This is a genomic window from Bradyrhizobium sp. 604_D8_N2_3 (assembly GCF_051810765.1).
Classification (GTDB): Bacteria; Pseudomonadota; Alphaproteobacteria; order Rhizobiales; family Xanthobacteraceae; genus Bradyrhizobium; species Bradyrhizobium barranii.
Genome location: NZ_JBPWPM010000001.1, coordinates 6225383 through 6251254 on the forward strand (window position 1 = coordinate 6225383; position 25872 = coordinate 6251254).

The following is a 25872-nucleotide window of genomic DNA, read 5'->3' on the forward strand; positions in this document are numbered from 1 at the left end:
ATGCCGGGCGCGCCGCCGGATCAATGTTGCCCGAACATTGCCGGGCCGCGCTCACGCTCTCAAACTTTGAGCGCTAGGGCCGGTCGGCGCCCTCGCTCCTGCCTTTTATTCGCCAAGCTCGCTGCCTTAAAGGGAACCCTGCGCACGAGCCGGAACGCCAGACTTCGGCCAGGGAGCGTCACGCTCAGGTTTTGTTGCCCCAGCAGAGTCAAGGACGTCCCGTGCGCTCCCTCGTAATCGAAGACGAACCGCAGATCGGCGCCTATGTCAGCCGCCTGCTCGGACAATTGCACGGCATTGTCGACGTCGTCGGCTCGATTGCCGATGCCCGCCAGGCGCTGGACAATTTCAAATATGATCTCGCGATCATCGACCGGATGCTGCCCGATGGAGATGCGCTCCAGGTGGTGACGGCGCTGAGCCGATCGGCGGACCGTCCCGCGATCATCATGCTGACCTCCAAGGACGCCAAGGAGGATGTCGTCGACGGTCTCAATGGCGGCGCCGACGACTATCTCGGCAAGCCGTTCGAGCCGCAGGAGCTCATTGCGCGGGTGCGCGCTGTGTTGCGGCGCCCCCGGCAGCTCGCGCCCTCGGTGCTGTCGCTCGGCAATGTCGAGCTGCATCTCGGCAGCAACGAGGCGGTGGTCGCCGACACGAAAATCCTGCTGCGCCGGCGCGAGGCGCTGATCCTCGGAGCGCTCCTGATGCGCCGCGACCGCGTCATCACCCGCGCCGCCCTGATCGAGGAGATCTACGGCTTCGACGACGAGATCGAATCCAACACGCTCGAAGCGCAGGTCTCGCGCTTGCGGAAGAAACTGACCGAGCTCGGCGGCGATGTCGAGATCCGCAGCATGCGGGGCATCGGCTACATCCTGCGGCTGGCAACACCGCGATGACGTCGATTGCCCGAACGTTTGCGCTGTCGCTTGGCATCGCCGCGACGACGATCTTCCTGATCATGCTCGGTGTCTTCATCTGGCGTTACCCGATGGAGGAACGCGAGTTCAGGGCTTGCCGCATTGTGATCGCCGTTCTCGATCGCGCCACGGTGATCGAGGGGCAAAACCTGACGGTACGCCCGACTCCCGCCCTCGGGGAGCTTAAAGCGGACAGCCCGAACCTCTGGTACGTCTTGTCCGCGGGCGATCTGGTCAGCGAATACGGGAGCGAACGCCGGCCCACCCTCCCCTTCGCGTTTCCCTATCACGGGCCGATCGGCTCGTCCGTCTTCAGCACACTCGACCAGAAGAACACCTTTTGTCTCGCCGTCGTGCAACGGGGCCCGTTGCAGCTTACGATGATGGTCGGCGAACCCAAGGTTCGCTTCGGCCGGATTGCAAGGAACTTCCTTGTCCGCAGCATTTTCGCGATCATCACGCTGGCGCTGGCCTTTGCGGCGACGGTCGCCATCGGCTCAATGCTGGCCGCACGTTTCGTCTCGCGCGGCATCGAACGGGTGGCGCGTCGCGCGCTCGCGATCGACCCATCGGCCCCGCAGGGCCTGATATCCCTGTCCGAAGTCCCCACCGAGCTGAAGCCGCTGGTCGCGGCGCTGAACCGCGCCTTCGGCGAGATCGACGCCTACATCAGGATGCAACGCCGCTTTCTCGGCAACGCCGCCCATCAGCTGCGCACGCCGCTCACGCTGCTGCGCGCGAAAATCGAGGACGTGCCCGAGCCGGCGCTGAGGGTGGAGTTGGTGCGCGACGTCCGCCGCCTGACGTCGCTGGTCTCCGCCATGCTCGACCTGGCGCGATTGCAAAATTATGCGATCGAGAAGCGACCGATCGATCTTGCCGAGATCACGCTGGACGTGCTGGCCGATTTCAGCCCCTCGGCGCTGGACGCCGGCATAGAGCTTGCGCTGGAGCACGCCGAAGAAGGTCCGTTCCTGGTGCAAGGCGTCGACGCCGCGGTGCGCAGTGCGCTTGCGAATCTCGTCGGCAACGCGCTCATCCACGCCCATGGTGCGCGGCGCATCGTCGCCACGCTCAGCCGCGGCGACATCTCGATCGACGATGACGGCGCGGGCCTGCCCGACGGCGCGGAGCACAGGCTGCTCGAGCCATTTCAGACCGGCAACAGCGCGGGCGACGGCGCCGGCCTCGGCCTGTCGATCGTCCGCGAGATCATGGCCGCGCACGGCGGAGAGCTGGTCATTTCCTCCGCGCCGGGCCGCGGCACGACGATGAGCTTGCGCTTTCCCGAGGCCACCGCGACGACCAGATCGCCGCACCTCGATCTGCAAACGGGCTGACGAGCCGCTTCTAGCCCTTCGGCGAAACCGTCCGGAAACATTGGCGTGGAAAACTTCTTCCGCGTTTCACGTCTGTCGCATCACGCAATCAAATAGATCCGCCGGCGGCGGTCGAATGTTCGCACACAAGCGAACCTGGCGTGGCATCGCCGCGACCAAACCTCCGATTGCCATCTTCCGCGGAGATTTTCCAATGCGCGTTCTTTCAATATTTGCCGTTGCCGGCGCCATGATTGCGAGCTCGGCCGGTGCATTTGCCGGCGAGCTTCCCTCTTACGACGTGAAGTCGTTTCCGATTTCGACGACGCAAGTGCAGGTGCTCGGCGGCGCCGGGGTCGAGGAGCAGCCGTCTGCGCCCGCGATGATCGTCGCCGGCATGCCGGCCTCGCCCGCGCAAATGTCGGTGCTGTCGCCGCGCGTCAAGCGGCTGGCGAGCGCCAACGCCACGAGCGAAGAGCGCTGAGGCAGTTTTCGACCCCGGCTGCCCTTGCCGGGGTCGTCACTCCCGCCGTCAGCGTGACATATAGCCTGCCGCGATCGGCTTGAACCGATAGATCAGATACGGCGTCTTGTTTTCGGCCTTGCCGCCATGGAACATGGCGGCTGCGGAGACCTGAGACGCGGACACGTACATGTACCCGTCGGGAGAGGCAGTAATCCCGTCCGGCCACACCATGTCCGGATCGCTCAAATAAGTGCGAAACTTCCGGTCGGCTCCTATGCCTCCAATCGATTTGGTCTCGACCGCAGTCAGGTAGATGTTGCCCGCATAGTCGATCGACAGGCCGCCATTGTTCGGTTTGTCCGAGTAGCGTTCTACCCGCGCGCTCAGCTCTTCGGCGGGCAGCTTCTCGTTGCCGAGGTCGGTGGCCTTGATGCGGTACAGCGACCGGCCGCTGAGTGGCGCGAAATAGACCCATTCGGACCTGGCATCCATCGTGATGCCGTCGCAGCCGACCTTAATGAGCGAAGGCTTGCCGTCCTTGCCAGGCACGGTCAGATCATTGCCATCCACGGTGATCGGCACATTTTCAGGGACGGTGGATCGATCGCCGTCCAGCACGCGCCGGGCGGCACCCGTATCCATGTCGATGACGATGATCGCAGCGTGAGAGCCATCGCCGCCGGGCCCGATGTTTTCGTCGGCGATGTAGAACTTCCGGTTCTTCTGGTCGATCACGATGTCCTGCGGCTGCGAGCCTTTCACGGTCACGGGCTCGGGCATGTAGTGGATGCGCTCCAGCCTGTTCGTGCGCGTGTTCCAGCCGACCAGCTTCGGCGTGATCTGCGTCCGAAATCCCATGTCGATGATCCACACGACACCGCTTTCGTCGGAACGAAGACCCAGGACGTTATCGAGGTACTGATCGGTGCCTTTTCGTGGCGTATTCCATTCCGCATTTGGAAACGGCTCGAACGTCGTCGGCGATGTCAGCCGCGCCACACGAACGTCGGGACTGAAGAATGGATGGTGACTGAAGATCAGCTGATTGTCCGGCGTAAACGCAATGTTGCCGACCGACTGAGGGAGCTTCGCAAAGACTTCCGCGTTGCCGCCTCCGTTCTCCGCACAGGCCGCGCCCGTGACGATTGCCGCCGACAGAAAAATGACAAGTCGAATTCCTCTCCTCACGCTTCGCACCGCTCCCTCCCTTTGTTTTCCACGGTTATTCCGGCGCGCGTGCGCCCGGTCCGCGCCGGCAACCGCCGCAGGATTTGAATGCAGAGACCCAATGCGAGCCGAAGCGGCCGCTCGTTCACCGCCTCGCCGATATCGATCTTTGCGAGAGCCACGATGCGCGCTAATTTGCGGACTGACAATTACGCACAGGCCAGTCCTCTAGTATCACGGAGTGAACCATGCAGAAGCTCGGCAGCAAGACGTATGATTGTGCCGTGGGATGCCCCGTGGAGGCCACCCTCGATCTGATCGACGGCAAGTGGAAGGGCGTGATTCTCTACCACCTGCTCGACGATACGATTCGCTTCAACGAGCTCAAGCGGCGCCTGTCCCGGATCACGCAGCGCATGCTGACGCGCCAGCTCCGCGAGCTCGAGGCGGACGGCCTCATTCATCGCGAGATCTATGCGGAGGTCCCGCCGCGGGTCGAGTATTCCCTGACGGCGCTTGGGCGCTCGCTCGAACCGGTCGTTCGCATGCTCTGGACATGGGGCAATCAGTATCTCGCGACGGAAGCGGCCCGTGCCGGTGCGGTCAACGGCGCCGTTTCGCTCTCGCCGCGGGTCAGACGGAGCCTGCCGGCAGGTCGCGCGTAGGCGGGCCCCTGCGTATCCACGATGCCTTGCGGCGACTGCAAGTAAATCGCACACGTCGATCAAGACGGCGTGGGCCTACGCCGCGACGAGACACGATTCTCCATCCTCACATGAGGCCATCCGCGCGCCGCCATCAAGCGGCGCGCGCTCTACTTATATAAATACTAATTCCAAATCTGATGATTGAGGGACCATTGCGCCCCTCCCGCACTTCAAGCCATCGACTGCGCTTGTTAGTCGTCCGCCCCGCAAATGATGGGGTCGCGAATGACTACATACCTCAGAACGACGGCAGGATTGATCGGCGGCGCGCTGCCGCTGTTGGCAGGCCTGATGGATGCGGCGCCGGCCGAGGCGCAATCATCGTCGCAGGAATTGCCCGCCGTCGTGGTCGAGCAATCGTCGCGGCCGGCAGCGCGCACACGTCCGTCTCCCTCCCGTCAGGCCGCACAGGCGGCAAGCCGCCGTCGCCAGGCCGAGCGCGCACCATCGAACGCCGATACACAGGCGGCCGGCGCGAGCACGGGCGCGGAGACCGCGACAGGCCCCGTCCGCGGCTACGTCGCGACCCGCAGCGGCACCGGCACGAAGACCGATACGCCGCTGCGTGAGACACCGCAGTCGATCACCGTGGTCACCGCCGACCGCATCATCGACCAGGGCGCGACCACCATTCAGGAGGCGCTGCGCTATGTCCCCGGCGTGTTCGCCGACGCCTACGGCGCGGACTCGCGCGGCGACTATCCGCGCATCCGCGGCCAGGACCCAAATATCTATCTCGACGGCACCCGCATGGTGAACACCAACAACTTCAACGAATGGCGGCCGGAGCCGTACACCCTGGAGCGCATCGAGGTCTTGCGCGGCCCCTCTTCCGTGCTCTACGGCGACACCTCGACCGCCGGCCTGTTGAACCTGATCTCGAAGCGCCCGCAGGCCGAATCCGCCAACGAGATCGGCGTGCAATATGGCAGCTTCTACCGTAAGCAGGTGCAGCTCGACTCCACGGGAAAGCTGACCAAGGACGGCGAGTGGCTCTATCGCTTCATCGGCGTATACCGCGACAGCAACACGCAGACCGATTACGTCAAGGACGGCCGCATCGTGCTCGCGCCATCACTGACCTGGCGGCCGACCAACAACACCAGCTGGACGGTGCTCGGCACCTATCAGAAGGACACCACGGGGTCCTCCACGGCCTTCCTGCCGCATGAGGGCACATTGTTTGCCGGCCCCAACGGCTACATTCCGGTGCGGCGCTTCGCCGGCGAGCCCGGCTTCGACCAGTACCAGACCGAGACCGGCGCGATCAGCAGCCTGTTCGAGCACAGCTTCAGCGACAGTCTGAAGATCCGGCAAAACCTGCGTTACGCCCATGTCGAGGGCATTTACCGGTCGACGTGGCCGGACCTGAACTTCGTCGATCCAAGCGATCCGAACTATCCATTTCTCGACGCCAGCCGACGCTCCGTGGCGCGCAGCGTATGGAGCCGCGAGACGGTCAAGGACAACCTGACCTCGGACAGCAATGCCGAGCTGAAATTGCACACCGGACCGGTCGCACACAAAGTGTTGTTCGGCACCGACTACCGCGAGTTCAGGGAGCACGCGCAATCAGGCTTCACCACAGGCCCGACGCCGTTCGATCTCTACGCGCCGGTCTACCGCGGCGTACCCGCGCCGACGATGTCTCCCGAACCGGATCTGCGCCAGACCCAGCTCGGTATTTACGCTCAGGACCAGTTGCGCCTCGGACCGTGGCTCGCCGTGCTTGGGCTGCGCCACGACTACGTAACCAGTAACACGCAGGCCTCGCCGGTCGAAAACTACCAGGCGACCACCGGCCGCGCCGCGCTGATGTACGAGCTGCCATTCGGCGTCACGCCTTACGTGACCTATGCGCAGTCGTTCAACCCGGTGTTCGGCAGCGGCGTCTGCGCCACGGTGTGCGCGCCGCAGCGCGGCGAGATGGTGGAGCTCGGCTTCAAGTACAATCCGACACCGGGCAATGCGATCAACGGCGCGATCTTCGACACCACCGAACGGAATCGGCTGGCCAGCGACCCCGATGATGACCGCTTCTCGATCCAGACCGGGAAGGTGCGCATCCGCGGCGCCGAGCTCGAGGTGCTGGCGCGCGTCACGCCGGAGCTCGACCTGATCGGCGCCTATACCTATCTCGATGCCCGCGTGGAAAGCGGCGACAATTCCGGCAAGCATGTCGAGACCGTGCCGGATCACCAGGCCTCGCTCTGGGCGAAGTACCGTCTGTCCCTGCTCGGCCTGCCCGGCGTCACGCTCGGCGGCGGCGTGCGCTACATCGGCACCTCCTGGGACGGCACCGACACCCTCCGCACACCCGACTATACGCTGTTCGACGCCATGGTTCGTTACGAGACCGGTTCCTGGCGGCTTCAGGTCAATGCCAGCAATCTCTTCGACAAGCGTCACCTCACCACGTGCCTGGCGCGCGGCGACTGCTTTCTCGGAATCGGCCGCACGGTGCTCGGCAGCGTGACGTACAAATTCTAGCCACGACCGCTACGTCATGCTGCCGGGCATGAAGCAGCGCACGCGCGGATGGCCGTCGACATAGTGCTTCCACACCATGGTTCGACCGATCTTGTTCGGCTCGGTGATCACGGCACCGTCGGGCACGACGACCCATTCGTCGTCGATGCGCACGCGGTAGTGGCCGCGATCGGATTCCCAGTCGACGTCGGCTATGACGTAGCCGTCGGCATCCGAGCAGCATTGCCCGTATTGGCTGTGCAGGCTCTCGAACCAGGGTTTTAGCGGCGAGTTGGCATAGCGGCCGTCGTCGCGCGCCAGCGCCGAGGTCGCAAGCAGCGCCATCGGCCCCAGCAGCGCCGCCGCACATAGTCTGGCAAGTCGCATATCGTCTCCGCGGATCGCAATCAGCGCCGCGAGGGACAGACACCGCCGTCCGCCTTCCGCACGGTCGCGGCAGGCGTGGAGACGGCGACTCGCTCCCCAGCGGCTTTGCGACAGCTATGCAAATCCGGCGCCAGCGCGCATTCCGGGGAACTACGGCCGCACGGCGTTGCCCCGGCCGGCGCGCACGTCCTGCATGTCCAACGCGTCGGCAATTTGCCGCAGCTGTTTTGGAGGCTTTCCTTGTTCCGCGAGGACGTGTACGAAACGGCCGCGGACGCGGGCCGCATCTTTTAATCAACTGTTTCAATTAGAGAAATCAGGTGTTGGCGTGACTGGCATTGGACCGTCAGCGCTATGAGTTCGAGAGAGTTGCTTCCTGGCCAGCAGGATTCGACCGACTTGCCCGCAAGCGAAGTGCAGTTTGCGCTCGTGATTTCGCGCATGCTCGAGACGGTGAAGGACGACGCGGACGCCAGGCGGCAGATGGTCTACGACCTTGCCCGCTACAAGCTCCAGGAGCAGTTCACCTACGCCGACGCCAGGAACATCGACCAGATGAAGCGGGCGCTCGAGGTCGCAATCGAGGAGGTCGAAAAATTCTCGCGCGACCAGGCGCCGCTGGAGCGCTTGCCGTCACAACAGCTCACGTCGTCAAAGGCGACCGAGACAGGCGGTCTCCTGGTGTCCGGCGACGCGACCGTTTTGCGATCGAGGATCGAGATATCCCGCAGCAAGCTGCCTGCGATCTCGGGCCCGCTTCTACCGGTGATCAAGCGTACGGCGGCCATCCTGCTTGCCGTTGGCGCCGTCATCCTGATCGTCTCGCAGCGAGACAACATCGCCGCGCTGCGCCGCCAGATTTCGTCCCAGGCCCAGGAGATCGCGCAGGTATCGCCCAAGCCGGAGGCGACGATCACGGTCGCCAAACCGGAGATGGTCGCCCCCGCCCCGCCTCCCTCGACGCGCGTATTGCCAACCGACTACGGCATCTACGCATTGATCGACGACAAATCGCTGGCGGAATTGAATGCGACCGGCGTGATGGCGCCGGACATGCGCATCGCGATTTCACCGGAGTTCAAGAAGCCCGATCGCCCGCATCTGCCGAACGGCCGCGTCAAATTCATCGTGTTTCGGCGGGACGCCGCGAACGTGATCCCCGAGCGCGTCGAGGTTCGGGTCGTCGCGAAGATCGCCAGGGAGTTTTCTACCGACGCTGCAGGCAAAAATCTAGGCGGCGGAGAAGATGTCGGGGTGATCCGAAACTTCTCCTATCCGTTCCGGGTGTCGCCGATCCCGGGGAAGCCCGAGATGTACGAGCTTCACACCGGCGATTCAGGGCTCGAGCTTGCGCCGGGACATTACGTCCTGAGCCTGGGACCGCAGGCCTATTATTTCCAGGTCGACGGCGAGATCACCGATCCCCGGCAATGCCTCGAGCGGGTCGTCGCCGGCAACGGCACGTTCTACGCGCCTTGCAAGAAGGCGCGGACGTATTGACGGTCGTCAAGACCGTCGCTGCTGAGGCAGGCCCGAGCCACACACTCAACTGTCATCGCCCGACTTGATCGGGCGATCCAGTATTCCAGAGACAGTGCGAGGATACGGAGGGGCCCTACTGCTTCGGCGCCGGCGCCATCATCGCGCCGCCCTTCTTCGCCGCGGGCGCGGGCGCCGGCTTCGTCGTCGCGGCGGTCGCCTGTGCCGGAAGATATTTGGCGACGATGGCAGGATCGACCTGGGCGATGTAGGCGTCGGGAAGACGCGTCCAGGTCTCGTCCTTGCCGAACAGGGAAATGCCGAGGAAGCCGCGCATGGTCAGCGTCTGCCCGTCCGGGCTGACCGACATCTTGGCCTTCCAGATGTTGCCGTCGCGCGGATTGACCACGTTGCCGCCGTCATACTTCAAGCCGTCGCGCTTCATGTCGCGGATGAAGGAGAGCCCGAGCACCGGCGCGTTTTTGCGATCATCCGTGCATTTCGCACAGACCTCATTCGGGTCGTCGCCGGGGCGCGGAAAGGTTTTTGCGATCACGCCTTCGAAGATGCCGTTGTGGTCGACGAAGAGAAACCATCCCACCGTCTTGCCGTCCTCGGTCTTCTGCCAAAGACCCGCGGCGGTTGGCTGCTGCGCCTGTGCGGCTACCGGCCCAACCGCGCCAAGCGTCAGCGCAACAGCGAGCGCGAGGGGCGAGAGCAGTCGAAAGCTGGAAAAGAGAGTCCGCATTATGATCACCTTGCTAAGCCGCCACTGCAATGGCCGCAGACTACGGCGATTTCGCGAACGGTTCCAGCACCAGAAACATGGGGCATTGCCTGCCGAACCCGGTGCCGTCAGTTGACACCGAGCTTCTTTTGCAGACTGGAGGACGAGGTCGTGTACTGGAACACGAGCCGCTTCTCCGGATAGACGTAGCGATGGGCTTTTTGCGCCATCAGTGCGCCCTCGTGGAAGCCGCACAGGATCAGCTTGAGCTTGCCCGGATAGGTGTTAATGTCGCCGATGGCGAAGATGCCGGATACGTTGGTCTCGAACGCGGACGTCTCGACCGGCACCAGATTGTTCTCCAGCGCGATGCCCCAGTTCGCGACCGGACCGAGCTTCATGGTCAGCCCGAAGAACGGCAGCATGGTGTCGCAGGAAATTTCGCTCACGCTGTTGTCGTTGCCCTTGACGGTGGCGCCGGTCAGCTTGCCCTCGGTGCCGGACAGCGCGGTGACCTGCCCGAGCCGCAGATCCATCTTTCCGTCGGCCACCAGCGCGCGCATCTGCTCGACGCTGTGGGGCGCGGCGCGAAAATCGTCGCGCCGGTGCAGCAGCGTGACGCGCTTGGCGAGCGGATGCAGATTGAGCGTCCAGTCGAGCGCGGAATCGCCGCCGCCGACGATCAGAACGCTCTTGTCGCGGAACGTCTCCATCTTGCGCACGGCGTAGTGCACCGAGGTGCCCTCATAGGCCTCGATGCCCGGCACCGGCGGGCGCTTGGGCTGGAACGAGCCGCCGCCGGCCGCGATCACCACCACCTTGCATTCGAACACCTTGCCCGCGTCGGTGGTGCAGCGAAACAAGGGATCGCCGATCTTCTCCACCGTCTCCACCATCTCGCCGAGATGGAAGGTCGGATGGAACGGCTTGATCTGCTCCATCAGCGCGTCGGTGAGGCCCTGCCCCGAAACGTGCGGAATGCCGGGAATGTCGTAGATCGGCTTTTCCGGATAGAGCTCGGCGCACTGGCCGCCGACCTTGTCGAGGATGTCGATGAAATGCGCCTTCATGTCGAGAAGGCCAAGCTCGAAGACGGCGAACAGACCACAGGGGCCGGCGCCAATAATCAGCACATCGGTTTTTATCACGTCGCTCATGTCGTCTCTTTATCGATCGTTATCGGTTGGACGCCGCCCGGGGGGCAGAAGTGACCCTGCCTGTCTAGCCAACGGGGATGGATCAGGGAAGGCATAAAAGCGGGAGCACCCCGCAGCCGCGCCCACTTGCCGGGTCAGGATAACTGGGCTGTAACGGGAAGCGATATGACGGAGATCAATCGGTGAACGCACCAAGCCGCCTCGATACGACGCCGCGCCTGGAGGACTATCCCTATCGTCTCGGCGACAATGTCCGCTTCGGCGATCTCGATCCGAACCAGCACGTCAACAACGCGGTCTACGCCACTTATTTCGAGACCGGCCGGGTCACGCTGATGAAGAGCCCGGAATACGGGCTGACGCCGCCGGGCCTCGCCTGGATCATGGTGCGCCTCGACATCCATTTCCGCGCCGAGCTGCACTGGCCGAACACGATCGAGCTCGGCCTCGGCGTGGTCAAACTGGGACGGACGTCGGTGACCTTCGAACAGGTCGTGTTTTCGGAAGGAAATTGCATCGCTTCGGCGATGTCGGTCGGCGTCATGCTCGACGAGGCGACGCGGCGGCCCGCACCGCTCACCGCTGAGATCATCGAGAAGCTCAGACCCTGGCACAAGCGCGGTATCGTGGTCGCGCCGCCGAGCATCTAGTAGATCGAGAGACGATCAGGCCTGTCGTTCCGGCGTCGCCACGACAAGCCCGTCGAGCTCGTCGGAGACCTTGATCTGGCAGGACAGCCGCGAGTTCGGGCGCACGTCGAAACCGAAATCGAGCATATCTTCTTCCATGGGCGTCGGGCTGCCGACCTTCTCGCGCCAGGCTTCGTCGACATAGACATGGCAGGTTGCGCAGGCACAGGCGCCGCCGCATTCGGCCTCGATGCCGGGAATGCTGTTGCGGATGGCGGCTTCCATCACGGTCGCGCCGTTCTCGACTTCCACCGTACGGGTTTCGCCCTTGTGGTCGACAAAGTTAATCTTGGCCATGTGTGCTCGTGCTGCCGCGATGTTGCGAATGAAGGAGGGTCCGGGCTGTCCTATAACGGGTCGATCCGCCCGGCGCCATAGGGTTTTGAAGCGACGTGAATCCCGCTTCGCGGGAAGAAAACGCGTCAAAACAAAAGACTAGAGCGCGGTTTCTCGCCCTGTCGCCCTAGGGCTTCAGGATCGCCTCGATGGCGGCGCGAGCCTCGGTCACCGCCTCTTTCAACGCGGCGAAGGCGTGGGGCTGGCCATGGCCGGTCCGGACCGCGGTCTCCAGGCTGGCCGCGGCATCGGCCACCGCAAAGGCGCCGATTCCGCGCGCGGAGCCCTCGAGCTTGTGGGCGAGTGTGCCGGCCTCGGCCGGCAGTGCTGCCATCGCCGCAACCAGGCGAACCGCCTGCTCGGCGAACATCGCGAGCACTTCCTGTTCCAGCTCAGTGTCCCCGAGCGTCATGCGCGAGAGGTGATCGAGGTCGAGCGGGCTGTCGATGGGTGCAAGCGGGGGCGAAGGCATCCAGTCCATCCGTTGCAGTTCAGGCGTCATGGCGCAGACCCCGGCATCGCGCGATGTCCGCCGATCCGGCGGTCAAGTTCCCCCACCGAAGCATGGAAATGGTTAACGAAGTGTTTGGGCCGTTTTACGCAAATCCGCCCGTTTATTGACGAAAAGTTGCCGCAATCCGGCGAGTCCGGTGGAGAATTCCATTTATTGCTAAGGCGTTACGGCGCTATCCTGTTAACGATGATTAAGATTGTCTTAATCCCGGGCATTTCATTCGCGACGCTCTGCCAATAGGATGTTGGGAGAAATTGGCGGACAAGCCGTCCGGGTGGGGACGGCTGGGAATCCGCGTAAGCGGCATGATCCGGTCTGTGGGCTTGCGTAGCGCGCTGGGCTCGCGGGAGGACGCGTACAAGTAACGAGGGCTCGGACTGAACATGGCGAACACTCCGAAAAAGGTCAAAGACCCCACAGAAGTTGCGCTTTCTGCGATCCAGGAAGCCCTGAACATCAGCGACACGGCCGCGGACACCAGCCGCAACGCCTCGATGCGCAACGAAACGTCGGCTCCGGTGGGGCCGCCGGCTCCCCCGATCTTCGACGAGCCGACCTTCGAGCCGCGTCCTGCCGCCAACGAGCGCACCACCGTGTTCGATACGATCGAGGAGCCGCGCACCTCGCGCCGCGCCGCCAACGATGACCGCGAGACCATCGGTCAGTTGCTCCAGGCGCTTCAGAAGGGCCGCCCTGCCCGCAGCGTCTACACCTTCGCCACCATCTTCGCCGGCGTCTGGCTCGCAGCCTGCGCCGCGCTCACCGTCGGCTTCCTGCCCTCGATCCAGGCCGCCATGGGCCAGAGCGGCGGCGTGCTCGTCATCGCCGGCCTGATCGCGATGTTCTTCGCGCCGATCATGCTGTTCTACTTCCTGGCGAGCCTGGTCTGGCGCGGCCAGGAAATGCGCATGATCGCGCAGGCGATGGCGCAGGTCGCGATCCGCTTCTCCGAGCCCGAGGGCTCGGCGTCCGATTCCATGGTCACCGTCGGCCAGGCCATCCGCCGCGAGGTCGCGGCGATGGGCGACGGCATCGAACGCGCCATCGCGCGCGCCGGCGAACTCGAGACGCTGGTCGCCAACGAGGTTGCGGCGCTCGAACGCGCCTATTCCGACAACGAAGTGCGCATCCGCTCCCTGCTCCAGGACATCGCGCACCAGCGCGACAATCTGGTCGGCCAGGCCGAGCAGGTCCGCAGCGCCATCTCCGGCGTGCAGATCGATCTGCGCCACGACATCGCGCTGATCTCGGACGCGATCGCCTCGCGCGTCGACGAGGTCGCCAAGAGCATCACCGGCGCGCTGGAAGAGCGCGGCGCCCACATCACCGGCGCACTGAGCAACGCCGGCGACAACATGATCCTCGCGCTCGGCGAGCGCGGCGGCGACCTGCTCGACCGCCTCGAGGAGGCCAGCAACGAGACCACGCGCGCCGTGCTCGACGCCAGCGAGCGGCTGACCACCAGCCTCAACTTCAAGACCGGCCACGTCCACGACGAGTTCGTCGACCTCGCCGACCGCGTCCACGAGATGCTGAACGAGCGTATCGACCGCATCACCGGCGAGTTCGAGCAGCGCTCCGCCGCCATCGTCGACGGCATCTCCGAGCGCACCGAGCAGGTGCACGACAGCCTGAAGAATTCGTCGGACTCGCTGCTGCTCGAGCTCGAGCTGCGCTCCAACGACCTCTCCGCCAAGATCGACGATGCCGGCAACCGGCTCGCCGGCCACATCATGACCTCCGGCGACAAGGCGAGCGAGGCGCTCGACGCCACCGTCAACACCCTCGTCGCCAAGGTCGTCAGCCAGACCGAGACCGCGCACGACTCGCTGTCGCTGCAGATGAGCGCGTTCGACGAGCTGGTGAAGAACCAGGGCACCGAGCTGGTCGAGAGGTTCGCCCGCGACTCCGGCACGCTCGGCGCGCTGATCACCCGCCACATCTCCGAGTTCGACCGCACCGTGAAGACGTTCGGCGGTGATATCGTCGATCGCATGGGCCAGCGCACCCAGGACATCGCCGAGAGCCTGAAGACCTATGTCGACAATTTCGATACCCGCTTCACCTCGAACGGCGGGGCGATCACGGCTGTGCTCGACCAGCGCCTGGTGCAGTTCGAGACCACGGTCGGCGAACGTGTCACCAACCTCGACGCCTCGCTGAACGACAAGATCGTCAGCCTCGACGGCACGATCGAAGGCCACATCAAGACTTTCGACGACCAGCTCGTCGGCCGCGTCGCCGCGCTCGAGCAGTCGTTCGACACCCGCGCCAAGTCGGTGACCGAAACCATCGACGGACGCCTCAACACCCTCGCCTCGTCGCTGACCGACGGTGCCGCGCAGGCGATCCAGTCGATCGACTCCCGCCTCACCCACCTCACGACGTCGCTCACTGACGGCGCATCGCAGGCCATCGAGACGATCGATACGCGCCTCAACTATCTCGCGACCTCGCTCACCGATGGCGCATCGCAGACCATCCAGTCGATCGATACGCGGCTGACGCACCTCACGACGACGCTCTCGGGCGGCGCCTCGCAGGCGCTCGAATCCATCGACACGCGCCTCACCTACCTGACGACTGCGGTGACGAACGGCGCCTCGCAGGCCGTGCAGTCGATCGACACGCGCCTCACCCTCCTGACCTCGACGCTCACCGACGGCACCGCGCAGGCGATCGAGGCGGTCGACCGCCGCATCACCGGCGTCGCCGAGATGATCGACGGCCGCAGCACGCACCTGACCGACACGGTCACGGCGCGCTTCCAGGACATCCACCAGGCCATCGAGACCAAGGTCGGCTCGGTCGCCAACGACATCGACGTGCGCGTGGCGCAGTTCGAGGACCTGCTCGGCTCGCGTGTCGAAGCCGTCGCCGGCCGCATCGAGAGCAGCGGCCGTCAGGCCAGCGAGGACATGATGTCCCGCGCCGAGATGATCTCGACCGCGATCCGCTCGCATGTCGAGGATGCCGAGCGCTCGCTCACCAACCTCGTCGTCAACACCAGCGAAACGATCCAGACCGGTGCGCGTACCGCCCAGCAGTCGCTGATGACGGTCTCCTCCGACGTCAACGCCCAGCTCAAAATGACCTCCTCCGATGTCAACGCCCAGCTCAAGATGACCTCCACTGAGGTCGAGCGCGCGCTGACCGCGGTCGGCACCGGTGCTGCGAACTCGATCCTGAGCAGCGCCCGCGAGGCTCAGTCGACCCTGGTCGCTGCCTCCGGCGATGCCTCCAACCAGATCAAGGGGCTCGCGGTCGACGTCGAACGCACGCTGTCGGCGGCCGGTTCTGCCACCGCAGCCTCGATCCTGGCCGGCGCCCGCGAGGTACAGACCACGCTCGTCACGGCGTCTTCGGACGCGGCCAACCACGTCAAGACCCTCACCGCCGACGTGCAGCGTTCGCTGTCGCTGGCCGGCGCCACCACGGCGGAATCGATCACCGCCGGCGCCCGCGATGCGCAGAGCGCGCTGATTGCGGCCTCGACCGAGACCGCCAACCAGATCAAGGCGCTGTCCTCGGACGTGCAGCGCTCGCTCTCGATGGCCGGCACCTCGACGGCCGAGACCATCATGACCGGCGCCCGCGAAGCCCAGACCACGCTCGTCAACGCGTCCTCGGATGCGGCGACCCAGGTCAAGTCGCTCGCGGTCGAAGTGCATCGGTCGCTCTCGCAGGTCGGCCAGTCGACCGCCGAGACGATCACGACCAGCGCCCGCGACGCCCAGAGCACCCTGCTCTCCGTCTCGGCCGAACAGACCAGCCAGGTCCGTTCGCTGGCGGCCGAGATGCAGCGCGCGCTGGCGACCGCCGGCGGCGCCACCATCGAGGCGCTCACCAGCGGCGTGCGCGAGGCCCAGGGCACGCTGATCACCGCCTCGACGGATGCGGCAAGCCAGATCAAGTCGCTGACCACGGACATCGAGCGCACGCTGACCTCGATCGGCGCCGACACCGCCTCGACCATCCTCAACAGCGCGCGTGAGGCGCAGACCTCGCTGACTTCGACGTCGGCGGATGCCGCAAGCCAGATCCGCACGATCTCGACCGAGATCGAGCGCGTATTGAGCACGGCCACGACCAACGCCACCAACGACATCCAGACCAGCGCGCTCAACGCCCAGAACGCGCTGATCAACGCCTCCAACGAGGCAAGCTCGCGTGTCAAGTCGAGTTCGGCCGACGTCGAGCGTTCGGTGCTCGCCGCCAGCAGCAGCTTCGGCCAGGCCATGACCGGCAAGACCGACGAGATCGTCACCTACGTGCAGCAGCAGGCCGACCGTCTGTCGAACATGATCGACGCCAAGCGCGGCGCGCTGGTCGACGCGATCGGCTCGAAGACCAGCCAGCTCACGCTCGACATCGACCGCGTCACCTCGGATGCGCTGAAGTCGATCGAGACGCGCGGCCATGCGTTCTCGCAGACGATGATGGGCAACGGCTCCGAAGTCGCCCGCACCATCAACGCGGCGAGCGAGATGGCCACCGGCGCGGTCGGCAAGTCGCTCAAGGACCTCGAGCAGGCCTCCCGCTCGGCGATCGACCAGTCGCGCCAGGTCTCGATCGCGGCCGTCACCGAGATGCAGGAGACCAGCAAGATCCTGCGTACCGATACGGTGGCCCTGTTCGAGCGTCTGCGCGAAGGCAACATCCTGCTCCAGGAGGTGCTGACCGGTGCGCACGACAACCTCAACTCGCTCGAGCGGGCGCTGGTGACGCGCGTCGCCGACTTCGTCTCGGCGATGAACGACGTCACCTCGCGCAACGGCGCTGCGACGCAGAACCTGGAAGACCAGCTCAACGTCTTCAACACGAAGACCACGCGGGCGCTGCAGGACCTCGGCGAGCTATCGACCCAGTTCGACGCGCACGGCAAGGCACTGGTCGAGGCCGCGCAGGTCGTCGAGGTGAGCAACAAGAACACCACCGCTTCCCTCGCCGAACGCAAGCAGGCGCTGGAATCGCTCGTCACGACCATCGACCTGCGCACGGCCGATCTCGACCAGCGTCTGTCGCGCTTCACCGGCCTGCTCGATGAATCGCTGGCCGCCGCCGAAGAGCGTGCCCGCGACATCGCCCGCGTTGTCGCGGAGACCGCCGGCGCAGGTTCCGCCGCGATCACCCGCCAGTTCGAGGCGGTGCGCGTGGCGTCCGAGGAGGAGCACCGCCAGACCATCGAGGCCATGCACGACATCTACCGCCAGACCACGGACGAGGCGGATACGATGTTCAAGCAGTCGACCGAGAAGTTCACCAACCTCGTCTCCAGCATGAAGCAGATGGCGTTCGAGATGCACAACGAGCTCGAAGCCACCCGCAACGAGCTGCGCCGCGGCGTGCTCGAGATGCCGCAGGAGGCCGCCGAGAGCACTGCGCAGATGCGCAAGGTGATCGTCGACCAGATCGAGGCCCTCGCCGAGCTCAACCGCATCGTGGCCCAGCATGGCCGTGGCCTCGACGTCTCCACGACGGGCCGCGCCGGCGCGCAGCGCCAGGAAGAGCCGTTGCTGGCAGCCGTCGGCACGCGCAACACCGAGACCCGCGGCCGCGACACCGGCAGCGCCTCGACGCTGCCGCCGCCGGACCTCGGCATGCCCGCCTCCTCGCGCCGCACCGAAGCGCCGCCGGTCGCGCCCGCAGGCAACGACCAGGGCCGCGACGGCTGGCTGTCGGACCTCCTGAACCGCACGGACGCCAACCAGGGTGCTCCGACCGGACGTGAGGCCCCGCGTGGCCGCGCGACACCCGCGCCGCAGCCGCAGGCTCCGCAGGGTGGCAGCAATCCGCTGGAGTCGCTGTCGCTCGACATCGGCCGCCTGATGGACCGCAACCTCGCCGCCGAGATGTGGGACCGCTACCAGCGCGGCGAGAACAAGGCCTTCACCAAGCGCCTCTACACGCCCGCCGGCCAGAAGGCCTTTGACGAGGTCGCCCGCAAGTACCGCGCCGACCGCAACTTCAAGGGCACGGTCGACCGCTACGTCGCCGAGTTCGAGCGTCTGCTCGACGAAGTCGCCCGCGACGGCCGTGGTCCGCAGGAGCTGCGCAGCCACCTGACCTCGGAGACGGGCCTGGTCTACACGCTGCTCGCGCATGCAGCGGGCCGGCTCGGGTGATCAGCCCATAGCGACAACGAATAGCGAATGAGAACGGAGGCCTCACGGCCTCCGTTTTCGTTTGAGCCCGTCATTGCGAGGAGTCCTTGCGACGAAGCAATCCAGACTGCTTCCGCGGAGACAATCTGGATTGCTTCGCTACGCTCGCAATGACGAGGTGAGGTCCGTGTACTAAACGCCTACTGCCGCCTGCCGCTCGCGGCGGGCGCCTGCCTCGGCGGCTCGGCGGGCGGCGGAGCGGCGGCCGGGGCGCTGTTGCTGGCGCCGAACAGCACGCGGGTCGGGTTGCGGTCGAAATTGTTCACGGCGCGGCTGATGTCGCCGAGCGTGCGCCGGCCGTCGGTCATCAATGCACCGGAGCGCTTGTCGAAATCCTCGGCCAGCTCGCGGATCGACTTCACCGCCTGGAACAGCTCGCCGCCGTCCTTGCCGCCGGCGAGCGTGTTGAGGCCAAGCATGAGGCTGTCGGCCTTGTGCATGACGCCGTCGACCTTGGCCATCACGCCGTCGATCTTCTCCGAGTTGCGCGCGAGCGAGTTGGTGAAGGTCTCGAGGTTCTTCAGCGAGTTCTTCACCGACTCCTGATTGTCCGCGACGATCTTGTTGATGTTCTGGAGCGTGCCGCGGATCGCCTCGGTGACGTCCTGGAGCTTGTTGGGATCGGCCGTCAGCGACGGGATGCCGTCCTCGTCGAGCGGCGGCGGAGGCGCGGCCTCCTCGCCGCCCTTGAGCGAGATCGCGGCGACGCCGGTCAGGCCCTGGAATTCGAGGCCGACCAGGGTGTCCTTGCGGAGCGGGGTGTTGTTCTCGACCATGGCGAGTGCGACAACCCGCCGCGGGTTGTCGAGCTTCACGGAGACCACCTCACCTACCCGGATACCGTTGAAGTTGACACTGCCGCCGTTGCGCAGGCCCGCCGCCGGGCCCTCGAACACGACGCGCAGGGGGCTGCGCTGCTTGGTGGTGTGCAGCGACTGGAACCACAGCACGAAGCCGATCGCCGCGGCGATCACCGCCAGCGTGAATGATCCGATCAGTACGTAATTGGCCCGCGTTTCCATCAGCTACTCCGGCACCTCAGCCCATCACCGCACGGGCGCGCTTGCCGTGGAAATATTGTCTCAGCCAGGGATGCTGCGAGGCCTGCATGTCGGCGATCGACCCTGCCGCAATGATCTTACCGTTCCCTAAAACGGCGATGCGGTCGCAGGCTGTGTAAAGGCTGTCGAGGTCGTGCGTTACCATGAAAACGGTCAGGCCCAAAGTACGCTGGAGCGTCCTGACCAGCTCGTCGAAATCGCCGGCGCCGATCGGATCGAGGCCCGAGGTCGGCTCGTCGAGGAACACGAGATCGGGATCGAGCGACAGCGCGCGCGCCAGCGCCACGCGCTTGATCATGCCGCCCGACAGTTCCGAGGGAAAGCGATCCGCGACTTCCGGCTTGAGCCCGACCATGGTGAGCTTGGCCAGGGTGATCTCGTCCATCAACCGCTGCGAGACCCGGAGATATTCGCGCATCGGAAACTGGATGTTCTGCCGCACGGTCAACGAGGAGAACAGCGCGCCCTGCTGAAACAGCACGCCCCAGCGACGCTCGACGCTGCGGCGCTGCGCGGTGCTGGAGGAATCGAGGTCGACGCCGAACACCTCGATGGAGCCCGCGACCTTCGGCACGAGACCGATGATGGTGCGCGTCAGCACCGACTTGCCGGCACCGGATGGGCCGACGAAGCCGAGGATTTCGCCGCGCTTGACGTCGAGGTTGAGGCCATCGAGCACGCGCGTCGCGCCGAACTGCACGGTGATATCGCGAACGCGGATGATCGGATCTTGAATCGCGTTTTGAGTTTCTTGCGCCATCGTCACATCCCGATCGAGGCGAAGAAGATGGCGAACACGCCGTCCATGACGATGACGAAGAAGATGCCCTTCACCACGGAGGCCGTAGTGTGCTGTCCGAGCGATTCCGCGCTGCCCTGCACGGCGAGCCCCTCGACGCAGGCGACGATGCCGATCACGGCGGCCATCACCGGTGCTTTGACGATGCCGACGATGAAATGGTCGATCGAGATGGCGTCGCGCAGACGCAGCAGGAAGGCTTCGGGATCGACGCCGCCATAGAGCCAGGCGACGAGGCCGCCGCCATAAAGCGCGGCCATGGCGCCGAGGAAGGCGAGGATCGGCAGCGCCAGCACCAGCGCCAGCATGCGCGGCAGCACCAGGACCTCGATCGGGTCGAAACCCATCGTGCGCAGCGCGTCGATCTCCTCGCGCATCTTCATCGAGCCGAGCTCGGCCGTGTAGGCGCTGCCCGAGCGACCCGCGACCATGATCGCGACCAGGAGGACGCCGATCTCGCGCAGCACCAGCACGCCGAGCATGTCGACGACGAAGATGTCGGCGCCGAACCTGCGGAAATGAAAAATGCCCTGCTGGGCAATGATGCAGCCGATCAGGAACGTGATCAGCACGATGATCGGCACCGCGCGCCAGCAGACCTGCTCCATGTGGTGCACGGTCGAGGTCAGGCGGAACGAGCGCGGGTGGATCAGGACGCGAAACCCCGCCGCGAGCACCGCGCCGAGCATGTCGACGAGGCCAGCAACCGTGCCGGCGACCCCGGCCACGGCCCGGCCGATCTGCTCCAGCATGCCGGTGATGGTGACCGCGCTGCTGTCGACGACCGGCGTCGCCCTGACCCGCCGCACCTCGTCCACGAGGCTCGAATAATTGGCGGAAAGCCCCGCGATCTGCGCCTCGACGGCCCCTTGGGTCAGGCTGCGGCGCAGCCGTTCGATCAGCCAGGCGCCAAAGGTGTCGAGCTTGGCGACCTCGGAGACGTCGATGAATATGTTTTGTGAACCGCCGGCGAGCTTCTCGGCGTCAGCCACCATCCGCTCCAGGACCGGCGCGAAGCTCGCGGTCCAGGTTCCGGTGGCGCAGAGTGCCAGCGCGTTGCCCTTGGCAATCCGTTCCAGCTTCGGATCGCCGCTCAAGGTGTCCGCTCCCGGGCCGGGGCGCGAGAAACGGGTAGAATCAGATGGTTGTGCACACGCCCTTACCCAGAGAAGGTATCCCCAACTGGTTAATGTTAGTTGCTAGAGGTAACTAGCAGGTTCAGATTTCGCCAGAGTTCAAAATGACTTCCAGCAAAGTTCCGGCCCTCGCCGCGCGAATCGAGCGATTTCCCATCGCCGGCAGTTTTACCATCAGCCGGGGCGCCAAGACCGAGGCCGTGACCGTTGTGGCCGAAGTGAGCCGCAACGGCCTCACCGGCCGCGGCGAATGCGTCCCCTATCCGCGCTATGGCGAGACCCCCGAGGCGACCCTTGCGGCCATCCAGGCCATGCAGGCGGCCGTCGCGGGCGGCCTCTCGCGGGAGGCCCTGCAGGCCGCCATGCCGCCGGGAGCCGCCCGCAACGCGCTGGATTGCGCCCTGATCGACCTCGAGGCCAAGGCGACCGGCCTGCGGGCCTGGAACCTGCTGGACCGCCCGGTGCCGGGCGAGCGCACCACCGCCTTCACGATTTCGTTGGGCACCCCCGAGGCCATGGCGGCGGCGACGGCCAAGGCGGCGCATCGCCCCCTGCTCAAGATCAAGCTCGGCGGCGACGGCGATCCGGAGCGGATCGCGGCGGTTCGGAAGGCCGCCCCCGAATCCGAACTGATCGTGGATGCCAACGAGGCCTGGACCGAGGCCAATCTGGAGCAGAATCTCGCCGCCTGCGACGCCGTCGGCGTCACCCTGGTCGAGCAGCCGCTGCCGGCCGGGAAGGATGACGCGCTGGCGCGGATCAAACGGCCGCTCGCGGTCTGCGCCGACGAGAGCGTGCATGACCGCCCTTCCCTCGCGCCGCTCCGTGCGCGCTACGACGCCGTGAACATCAAGCTCGACAAGACCGGCGGGCTCACCGAGGCGCTCGCGATGGCCGACGCGGCGCAGGCGCTCGGCTTCGAGATCATGATCGGCTGCATGGTCGCGACCTCGCTGTCGATGGCCCCCGCAATGCTGGTGACGCCGCAGGCGCGCTTCGTCGATCTCGACGGCCCGCTGCTGCTCGCGCGCGACCGCGACCACGGGCTGCGCTACGACGACAGTCTGGTCTATCCGCCCGCCTCCTCGCTCTGGGGATGAGCCTTGAGTCGATGCCGCGCCGACCAGATCACGAGCGCGCCGGCCGCGGCCATCGCGGCCATGACGTAGTACAAGCTGTCGCCGATGCGGGCGTAGATCGCACCTGACGCGATCGATGTCGCTGCACCCAGCAGGCCGTTGCACGCGGCATAATAGCCCTGCCCCCGTGCGATCTGATGCGATGGCACGCGCTGCACCAGAAGATTCATGGTGCCGACGATGGTCATGCCGAAGGTAAGGCCGTGGCCGAGCTGCACGATCACGAGCAGCGCGAGCGGCGGCTCCTGCGCAGTGACGATCCAGCGCACCACGGCGCTCGCGCCGCCGATCGCGATCAGCGTGGACGGATGCAGCGAGAACCGCGGCGACAGCGCGAAGACGACGATCTCGGCGATCACGCCCAGCGTCCAGAGGCCTGCGATCGTCAGTCCGCCGAAGCCGTGGAGCTGCCAGTTGATGGCCGAGAACGTGTAATAGGCGACGTGGCTGCCCTGGATCAGGGCGGCCGAGGCGATGACGGCCCAGAAGCCGCCATCGCGCAGCAAGGCCTTGCCGGCATGCGTCTCGGTCGTCCTTCGCCTGACATCGTCGAGCGGCTGAAGCAGCAGGCTGGCGGCGACCGCAACGACGGCCCACGCGACGATGATCCAGATCAGATCGCGCGCCGCGATGTGGTCGACGAGATAGCCGCAGGCGAGCGAGCCCGCGGCGAAGGCCGCCGAGCCCCACAGCCGCAACGGTCCGTAGTCGAGCCCGTAGCGGGCGACGCCGCGCAACGCATAGGCATCGGTCAGCGGGGTCGTCGGCGTCCACATCATGCAGGTCAGCGCATAGATCAGGAACAGCGCCAGCGGCTGCTGCTGCAAGCCGACCGCCGTGAACCCGATCGCGGTTGCCAGCACCGACACCATCATGCCGGCGCGAATGGCATGTCGCCTTTCGGCAAGGGCGGTGACCTGCGGCAGCGTGGTGAAGCGCGTGATCGCCGGCAGCGCGTTGATGAGGCCGATCCAGCTTGCGTCGATGCCGATCGCCTTCAGCCAGAGCGGAAAGAACGGCAGATGCGTGCCGGACACCGCGAAGACCGCCGAATAGAACAGCGCCAGACTCACGGCGAATCGCCGCTTCACGGCGGCTTGCGTGGGGATTTGTGATTCGCCTGCCATCAAACCAATTGCGATTCGGTCGATATCGTGGTGATCGTTACAGTAACGCGTAGTGATTTGCGCGACGAGATTGTCATGGCCAACGAAGCATTCGCCCTCTCGCCTATGTCTGCCCGTGCGGCCGAGCCGAACGAGCAGGATTACGACGCGATCCGCGAAGCCTTCATGGAGACCGCGCGCGGCCGCTGGTTCCTCGGCGAATATGCCAAGCGCAACCGCAATGCGGATACCCGCATGGTGCTCGATGCGGTCGCGAAAATCGAAGAAACCCTTGCGGCACAGCGACTACCGGTCGTCGAGGATCGCCTGCCCGAGGCGCTGGTCGAGATCCGCCGCGCCATCCGCGAGGCCGAGACGATCGCGATCGCCGCCTTCGATCCTACGGCGATCGAGGCCAGCCTCGCGCCGATTCCGCGCGGCGTGCGCATCATCAAGGAGATCTCCTGGCGCTGGCGCGAGATCGGCGCCGACGGGCGAATCTGCGATCTCATTGATTCGCAGCTCGCCTCCATCGAGGCCGCTTGCGGGCAGCTATCGATCATCGACCCCCGCGTCGAGCTCAAGGCCGCATTCGATCTGCTCAGGGACCGGATCGAGCAGCTTGATGGTGACGGCGACACAGCGCCGCAAGCGGCGGTGCATCCCGCGCCTGTGCCGGTGCAGGAAGCGCCCGTCGCAGAGGCTGCGCCTGCCGCGATGGCCACTGAAGCACCCGTGGCTTTTACGGAGGCGCCGCAGGATATCGCATCGACTCCCGCGCCCGAGGTAGCGGTCGAGGCCAGCGCCGCCGAAGCACGCGCCGTTGGCGAGCAAGCGATCGACGTCGCCACCGGGCCGGAGCTCATTGCCGGCCATCACGTCGGCCCCGAAGAGGAGGTCGCAGAGGCCGCCGCCTTCACCGAGGTGACTGACGGCGTCTCGCTCGACGCCGCCGCGGAAGCCGAGGACGAAGCCATACTCGATGCCATCGCGCTGGAAATGGCCGCGCCCGATCCGGAGTTCGACGAGATCACCGAACCGGTCGAGCTGGAAGCGGCCATTCCGGAGCCGATGGCTGCGGAGGTCGCAACCCCGATTGCCGCAGAGCTTCCCGAGCCGGTCGCAGCCGAGCCGGCCGCCACCGCAGTCGCGGAGGAGCCCGCCGAAGACGCGCCGATCGCGATGGACTCGCTCGCGCGCCTCACCGACGCCATTGCGGAGGCCGCCGCCGAAGTGATGGAGCAGCCGGTCCCGGCCATGGCGGCCGCCGCGACATTCGGTGCGGCGCCGACCGCGACGCTTCCGATGCCCTCGCCCTTGTCTGCCTCCTTGCCCGAGCCCTCGCTCGGGGCCACCATCCTCGCCAGCGGCATCCTGCAAAAGCCCCGCGCGGCGGCCAACGACCCCATGGCGCCAATCCGCCGCATGACCCAGGCCGAGAAGATCGCGTTCTTCTCGTAAGGGGCGCGCGCTCTCCAAATCGTCATTGCGAGCGCAGCGAAGCAATCCAGAGTCTTTCCGCGGAGAGATTCTGGATTGCTTCGCTGCGCTCGCAATGACGGGCCAAGGTGAATCACCGCACCCTCTCTCGTGTCCCGGACAAGCCGCAACGCGTAGGCAGTTGCGGCGCAGAGCCGGGACCCAGGCTGCTGCACGGGTGGTCTCGCAAACCTAGCCGCGCTACGCGAAGGGGGCCTGCCCGGTCGATGCGTCGACGCCGCCGTCGACTGGCAGATTCACCCCATTCACGAAGCTGGCGTCGTCGCTTGCGAGAAATGCGATGACGCTCGCGACTTCCTCGGACCGGGCTGCGCGCCCCAGGGGATACGTTCCACCAGCTTCACGAACAATTCCGGATATTGCTCCATGATCGGCCTCGTCAGGTCGGTGAGGGTCAATGATAGGCACACCGCATTGATGCGCACGCCTCTCGGGCCAAATTCGAGCGCCAGGCTGCGTGTAAGATTGCTGACGGCACCCTTCGTGGCGTTGTAGAAGCTCACGCCCCGGTCACCGCCAAGCCCGCTGAGAGACGACACGTTGACGATCGAGCCGCCGCTTTCGATCAGGTGCGGAAGCGCGGCGCGCGTCATGTAGAGGACACCGTCGACATTGACCGCGAAGACG

The 25872-nt window shown here is 65.6% G+C and carries 20 protein-coding genes and 1 pseudogene; 10 read left to right on the plus strand and 11 right to left on the minus strand.

The window, feature by feature from the left end; all coding sequences use genetic code 11:
* Positions 1-221: 221 nt before the first annotated feature.
* The 3 genes from AB7245_RS29955 (at position 222) to AB7245_RS29965 (ending at position 2726) form a co-directional block, all read left to right on the plus strand.
* Positions 222-902 (plus strand): response regulator transcription factor, encoded by a 681-nt coding sequence (locus AB7245_RS29955; protein WP_071912145.1) that lies wholly within the window; start codon positions 222-224, stop codon positions 900-902.
* A 92-nt stretch (positions 903-994) separates the two neighbouring features.
* Positions 995-2263 (plus strand): sensor histidine kinase, encoded by a 1269-nt coding sequence (locus AB7245_RS29960; RefSeq protein ID WP_245344303.1) that lies wholly within the window; start codon positions 995-997, stop codon positions 2261-2263.
* Between the two features lie 193 nt (positions 2264-2456).
* On the plus strand, positions 2457-2726 hold the full coding sequence (locus tag AB7245_RS29965) for a hypothetical protein (protein ID WP_063986239.1): 270 nt from the start codon (positions 2457-2459) through the stop codon (positions 2724-2726).
* Between the two features lie 48 nt (positions 2727-2774).
* On the opposite strand, the gene AB7245_RS29970 is transcribed toward AB7245_RS29965, so the two are convergent.
* Positions 2775-3896, minus strand: a complete 1122-nt coding sequence (locus tag AB7245_RS29970) for an L-dopachrome tautomerase-related protein (protein ID WP_439035218.1) — start codon at positions 3894-3896, stop codon at positions 2775-2777.
* A gap of 227 nt (positions 3897-4123) precedes the next feature.
* Here AB7245_RS29970 and AB7245_RS29975 point away from each other — a divergent pair, with 227 nt between their 5' ends.
* Together AB7245_RS29975 and AB7245_RS29980 are read left to right on the plus strand one after the other, a co-directional pair.
* Positions 4124-4540, plus strand: a complete 417-nt coding sequence (locus AB7245_RS29975; protein ID WP_080583959.1) for a winged helix-turn-helix transcriptional regulator — start codon at positions 4124-4126, stop codon at positions 4538-4540.
* A 267-nt stretch (positions 4541-4807) separates the two neighbouring features.
* Positions 4808-7072, plus strand: a complete 2265-nt coding sequence (locus AB7245_RS29980; RefSeq protein ID WP_439035219.1) for a TonB-dependent siderophore receptor — start codon at positions 4808-4810, stop codon at positions 7070-7072.
* A gap of 9 nt (positions 7073-7081) precedes the next feature.
* Here AB7245_RS29980 and AB7245_RS29985 read toward each other — a convergent pair whose 3' ends face one another.
* Positions 7082-7438 carry a hypothetical protein gene (locus tag AB7245_RS29985; RefSeq protein WP_028158285.1) on the minus strand — a complete coding sequence of 119 codons (357 nt, stop codon included), beginning with the start codon at positions 7436-7438 and terminating at the stop codon, positions 7082-7084.
* A 399-nt stretch (positions 7439-7837) separates the two neighbouring features.
* Between AB7245_RS29985 and AB7245_RS29990 the strand changes: the two genes are divergently transcribed.
* Positions 7838-8938: a hypothetical protein gene (locus AB7245_RS29990; protein ID WP_245328613.1), complete on the plus strand. Its 1101-nt coding sequence runs from the start codon at positions 7838-7840 to the stop codon at positions 8936-8938.
* Between the two features lie 115 nt (positions 8939-9053).
* Here AB7245_RS29990 and AB7245_RS29995 read toward each other — a convergent pair whose 3' ends face one another.
* Both AB7245_RS29995 and AB7245_RS30000 read right to left on the minus strand, forming a co-directional pair.
* Positions 9054-9665, minus strand: a complete 612-nt coding sequence (locus tag AB7245_RS29995) for a DUF2147 domain-containing protein (protein ID WP_063982234.1) — start codon at positions 9663-9665, stop codon at positions 9054-9056.
* A gap of 107 nt (positions 9666-9772) precedes the next feature.
* Positions 9773-10801, minus strand: coding sequence for an NAD(P)/FAD-dependent oxidoreductase (locus tag AB7245_RS30000; protein WP_354124042.1), 1029 nt, complete (start codon positions 10799-10801; stop codon positions 9773-9775).
* A gap of 182 nt (positions 10802-10983) precedes the next feature.
* Between AB7245_RS30000 and AB7245_RS30005 the strand changes: the two genes are divergently transcribed.
* Positions 10984-11451 carry an acyl-CoA thioesterase gene (locus tag AB7245_RS30005; RefSeq protein ID WP_231142336.1) on the plus strand — a complete coding sequence of 156 codons (468 nt, stop codon included), beginning with the start codon at positions 10984-10986 and terminating at the stop codon, positions 11449-11451.
* A 15-nt stretch (positions 11452-11466) separates the two neighbouring features.
* Here AB7245_RS30005 and AB7245_RS30010 read toward each other — a convergent pair whose 3' ends face one another.
* On the minus strand, positions 11467-11787 hold the full coding sequence (locus AB7245_RS30010; protein WP_014493954.1) for a 2Fe-2S iron-sulfur cluster-binding protein: 321 nt from the start codon (positions 11785-11787) through the stop codon (positions 11467-11469).
* A 166-nt stretch (positions 11788-11953) separates the two neighbouring features.
* Positions 11954-12328 carry an Hpt domain-containing protein gene (locus AB7245_RS30015; RefSeq protein ID WP_187388006.1) on the minus strand — a complete coding sequence of 125 codons (375 nt, stop codon included), beginning with the start codon at positions 12326-12328 and terminating at the stop codon, positions 11954-11956.
* Positions 12329-12723: 395 nt separating this feature from the next.
* Between AB7245_RS30015 and AB7245_RS30020 the strand changes: the two genes are divergently transcribed.
* Complete coding sequence (locus AB7245_RS30020) at positions 12724-18465, plus strand: negative regulator of septation ring formation (RefSeq protein WP_085405870.1); 5742 nt, start codon at positions 12724-12726, stop codon at positions 18463-18465.
* A gap of 179 nt (positions 18466-18644) precedes the next feature.
* Here the strand turns inward: AB7245_RS30020 and AB7245_RS30025 are convergent, their stop codons facing one another.
* Genes AB7245_RS30025 through AB7245_RS30035 form a run of 3 tightly spaced genes read right to left on the minus strand, consistent with a single transcriptional unit; the run spans position 18645 to position 21461 of the window.
* Entirely contained in the window at positions 18645-19526 is an 882-nt protein-coding gene (locus tag AB7245_RS30025) for an MlaD family protein (RefSeq protein ID WP_085405869.1), read from the minus strand.
* Between the two features lie 16 nt (positions 19527-19542).
* Positions 19543-20325 (minus strand): ABC transporter ATP-binding protein, encoded by a 783-nt coding sequence (locus tag AB7245_RS30030; protein WP_208087736.1) that lies wholly within the window; start codon positions 20323-20325, stop codon positions 19543-19545.
* 2 nt (positions 20326-20327) lie between these two features.
* Positions 20328-21461: an MlaE family ABC transporter permease gene (locus AB7245_RS30035; protein ID WP_166090162.1), complete on the minus strand. Its 1134-nt coding sequence runs from the start codon at positions 21459-21461 to the stop codon at positions 20328-20330.
* 143 nt (positions 21462-21604) lie between these two features.
* On the opposite strand from AB7245_RS30035, the gene dgcA reads away from it, so the two are divergent.
* On the plus strand, positions 21605-22600 hold the full coding sequence (dgcA, locus tag AB7245_RS30040) for an N-acetyl-D-Glu racemase DgcA (RefSeq protein ID WP_439035220.1): 996 nt from the start codon (positions 21605-21607) through the stop codon (positions 22598-22600).
* Here the strand turns inward: dgcA and AB7245_RS30045 are convergent.
* Positions 22570-23766, minus strand: a complete 1197-nt coding sequence (locus AB7245_RS30045; protein ID WP_439035221.1) for an MFS transporter — start codon at positions 23764-23766, stop codon at positions 22570-22572. The two genes, dgcA and AB7245_RS30045, sit on opposite strands and share 31 nt — an antisense overlap.
* Positions 23767-23841: 75 nt before the next feature.
* Here AB7245_RS30045 and AB7245_RS30050 point away from each other — a divergent pair, with 75 nt between their 5' ends.
* Positions 23842-25206, plus strand: coding sequence for a hypothetical protein (locus AB7245_RS30050; protein ID WP_439035222.1), 1365 nt, complete (start codon positions 23842-23844; stop codon positions 25204-25206).
* 219 nt (positions 25207-25425) lie between these two features.
* Here the strand turns inward: AB7245_RS30050 and AB7245_RS30055 are convergent.
* Positions 25426-25838: pseudogene (locus AB7245_RS30055) on the minus strand (SDR family NAD(P)-dependent oxidoreductase).
* Positions 25839-25872 lie beyond the last annotated feature (34 nt).

Excerpts from the sequence above, each read along its gene's own strand:
- dgcA (WP_439035220.1), top strand. The coding sequence starts at position 21,605 with ATGACTTCCAGCAAAGTTCCGGCCCTCGCCGCGCGAATCGAGCGATTT.
- AB7245_RS29995 (WP_063982234.1), bottom strand. The coding sequence starts at position 9,665 with ATGCGGACTCTCTTTTCCAGCTTTCGACTGCTCTCGCCCCTCGCGCTC.
- AB7245_RS30050 (WP_439035222.1), top strand. The coding sequence starts at position 23,842 with ATGGCCAACGAAGCATTCGCCCTCTCGCCTATGTCTGCCCGTGCGGCC.
- AB7245_RS30030 (WP_208087736.1), bottom strand. The coding sequence starts at position 20,325 with ATGGCGCAAGAAACTCAAAACGCGATTCAAGATCCGATCATCCGCGTT.
- AB7245_RS30045 (WP_439035221.1), bottom strand. The coding sequence starts at position 23,766 with ATGGCAGGCGAATCACAAATCCCCACGCAAGCCGCCGTGAAGCGGCGA.
- AB7245_RS30000 (WP_354124042.1), bottom strand. The coding sequence starts at position 10,801 with ATGAGCGACGTGATAAAAACCGATGTGCTGATTATTGGCGCCGGCCCC.
- AB7245_RS29975 (WP_080583959.1), top strand. The coding sequence starts at position 4,124 with ATGCAGAAGCTCGGCAGCAAGACGTATGATTGTGCCGTGGGATGCCCC.
- AB7245_RS29960 (WP_245344303.1), top strand. The coding sequence starts at position 995 with ATGGAGGAACGCGAGTTCAGGGCTTGCCGCATTGTGATCGCCGTTCTC.
- AB7245_RS30010 (WP_014493954.1), bottom strand. The coding sequence starts at position 11,787 with ATGGCCAAGATTAACTTTGTCGACCACAAGGGCGAAACCCGTACGGTG.
- AB7245_RS30015 (WP_187388006.1), bottom strand. The coding sequence starts at position 12,328 with ATGACGCCTGAACTGCAACGGATGGACTGGATGCCTTCGCCCCCGCTT.
- AB7245_RS29965 (WP_063986239.1), top strand. The coding sequence starts at position 2,457 with ATGCGCGTTCTTTCAATATTTGCCGTTGCCGGCGCCATGATTGCGAGC.
- AB7245_RS30025 (WP_085405869.1), bottom strand. The coding sequence starts at position 19,526 with ATGGAAACGCGGGCCAATTACGTACTGATCGGATCATTCACGCTGGCG.
- AB7245_RS30020 (WP_085405870.1), top strand. The coding sequence starts at position 12,724 with ATGGCGAACACTCCGAAAAAGGTCAAAGACCCCACAGAAGTTGCGCTT.
- AB7245_RS29980 (WP_439035219.1), top strand. The coding sequence starts at position 4,808 with ATGACTACATACCTCAGAACGACGGCAGGATTGATCGGCGGCGCGCTG.
- AB7245_RS29985 (WP_028158285.1), bottom strand. The coding sequence starts at position 7,438 with ATGCGACTTGCCAGACTATGTGCGGCGGCGCTGCTGGGGCCGATGGCG.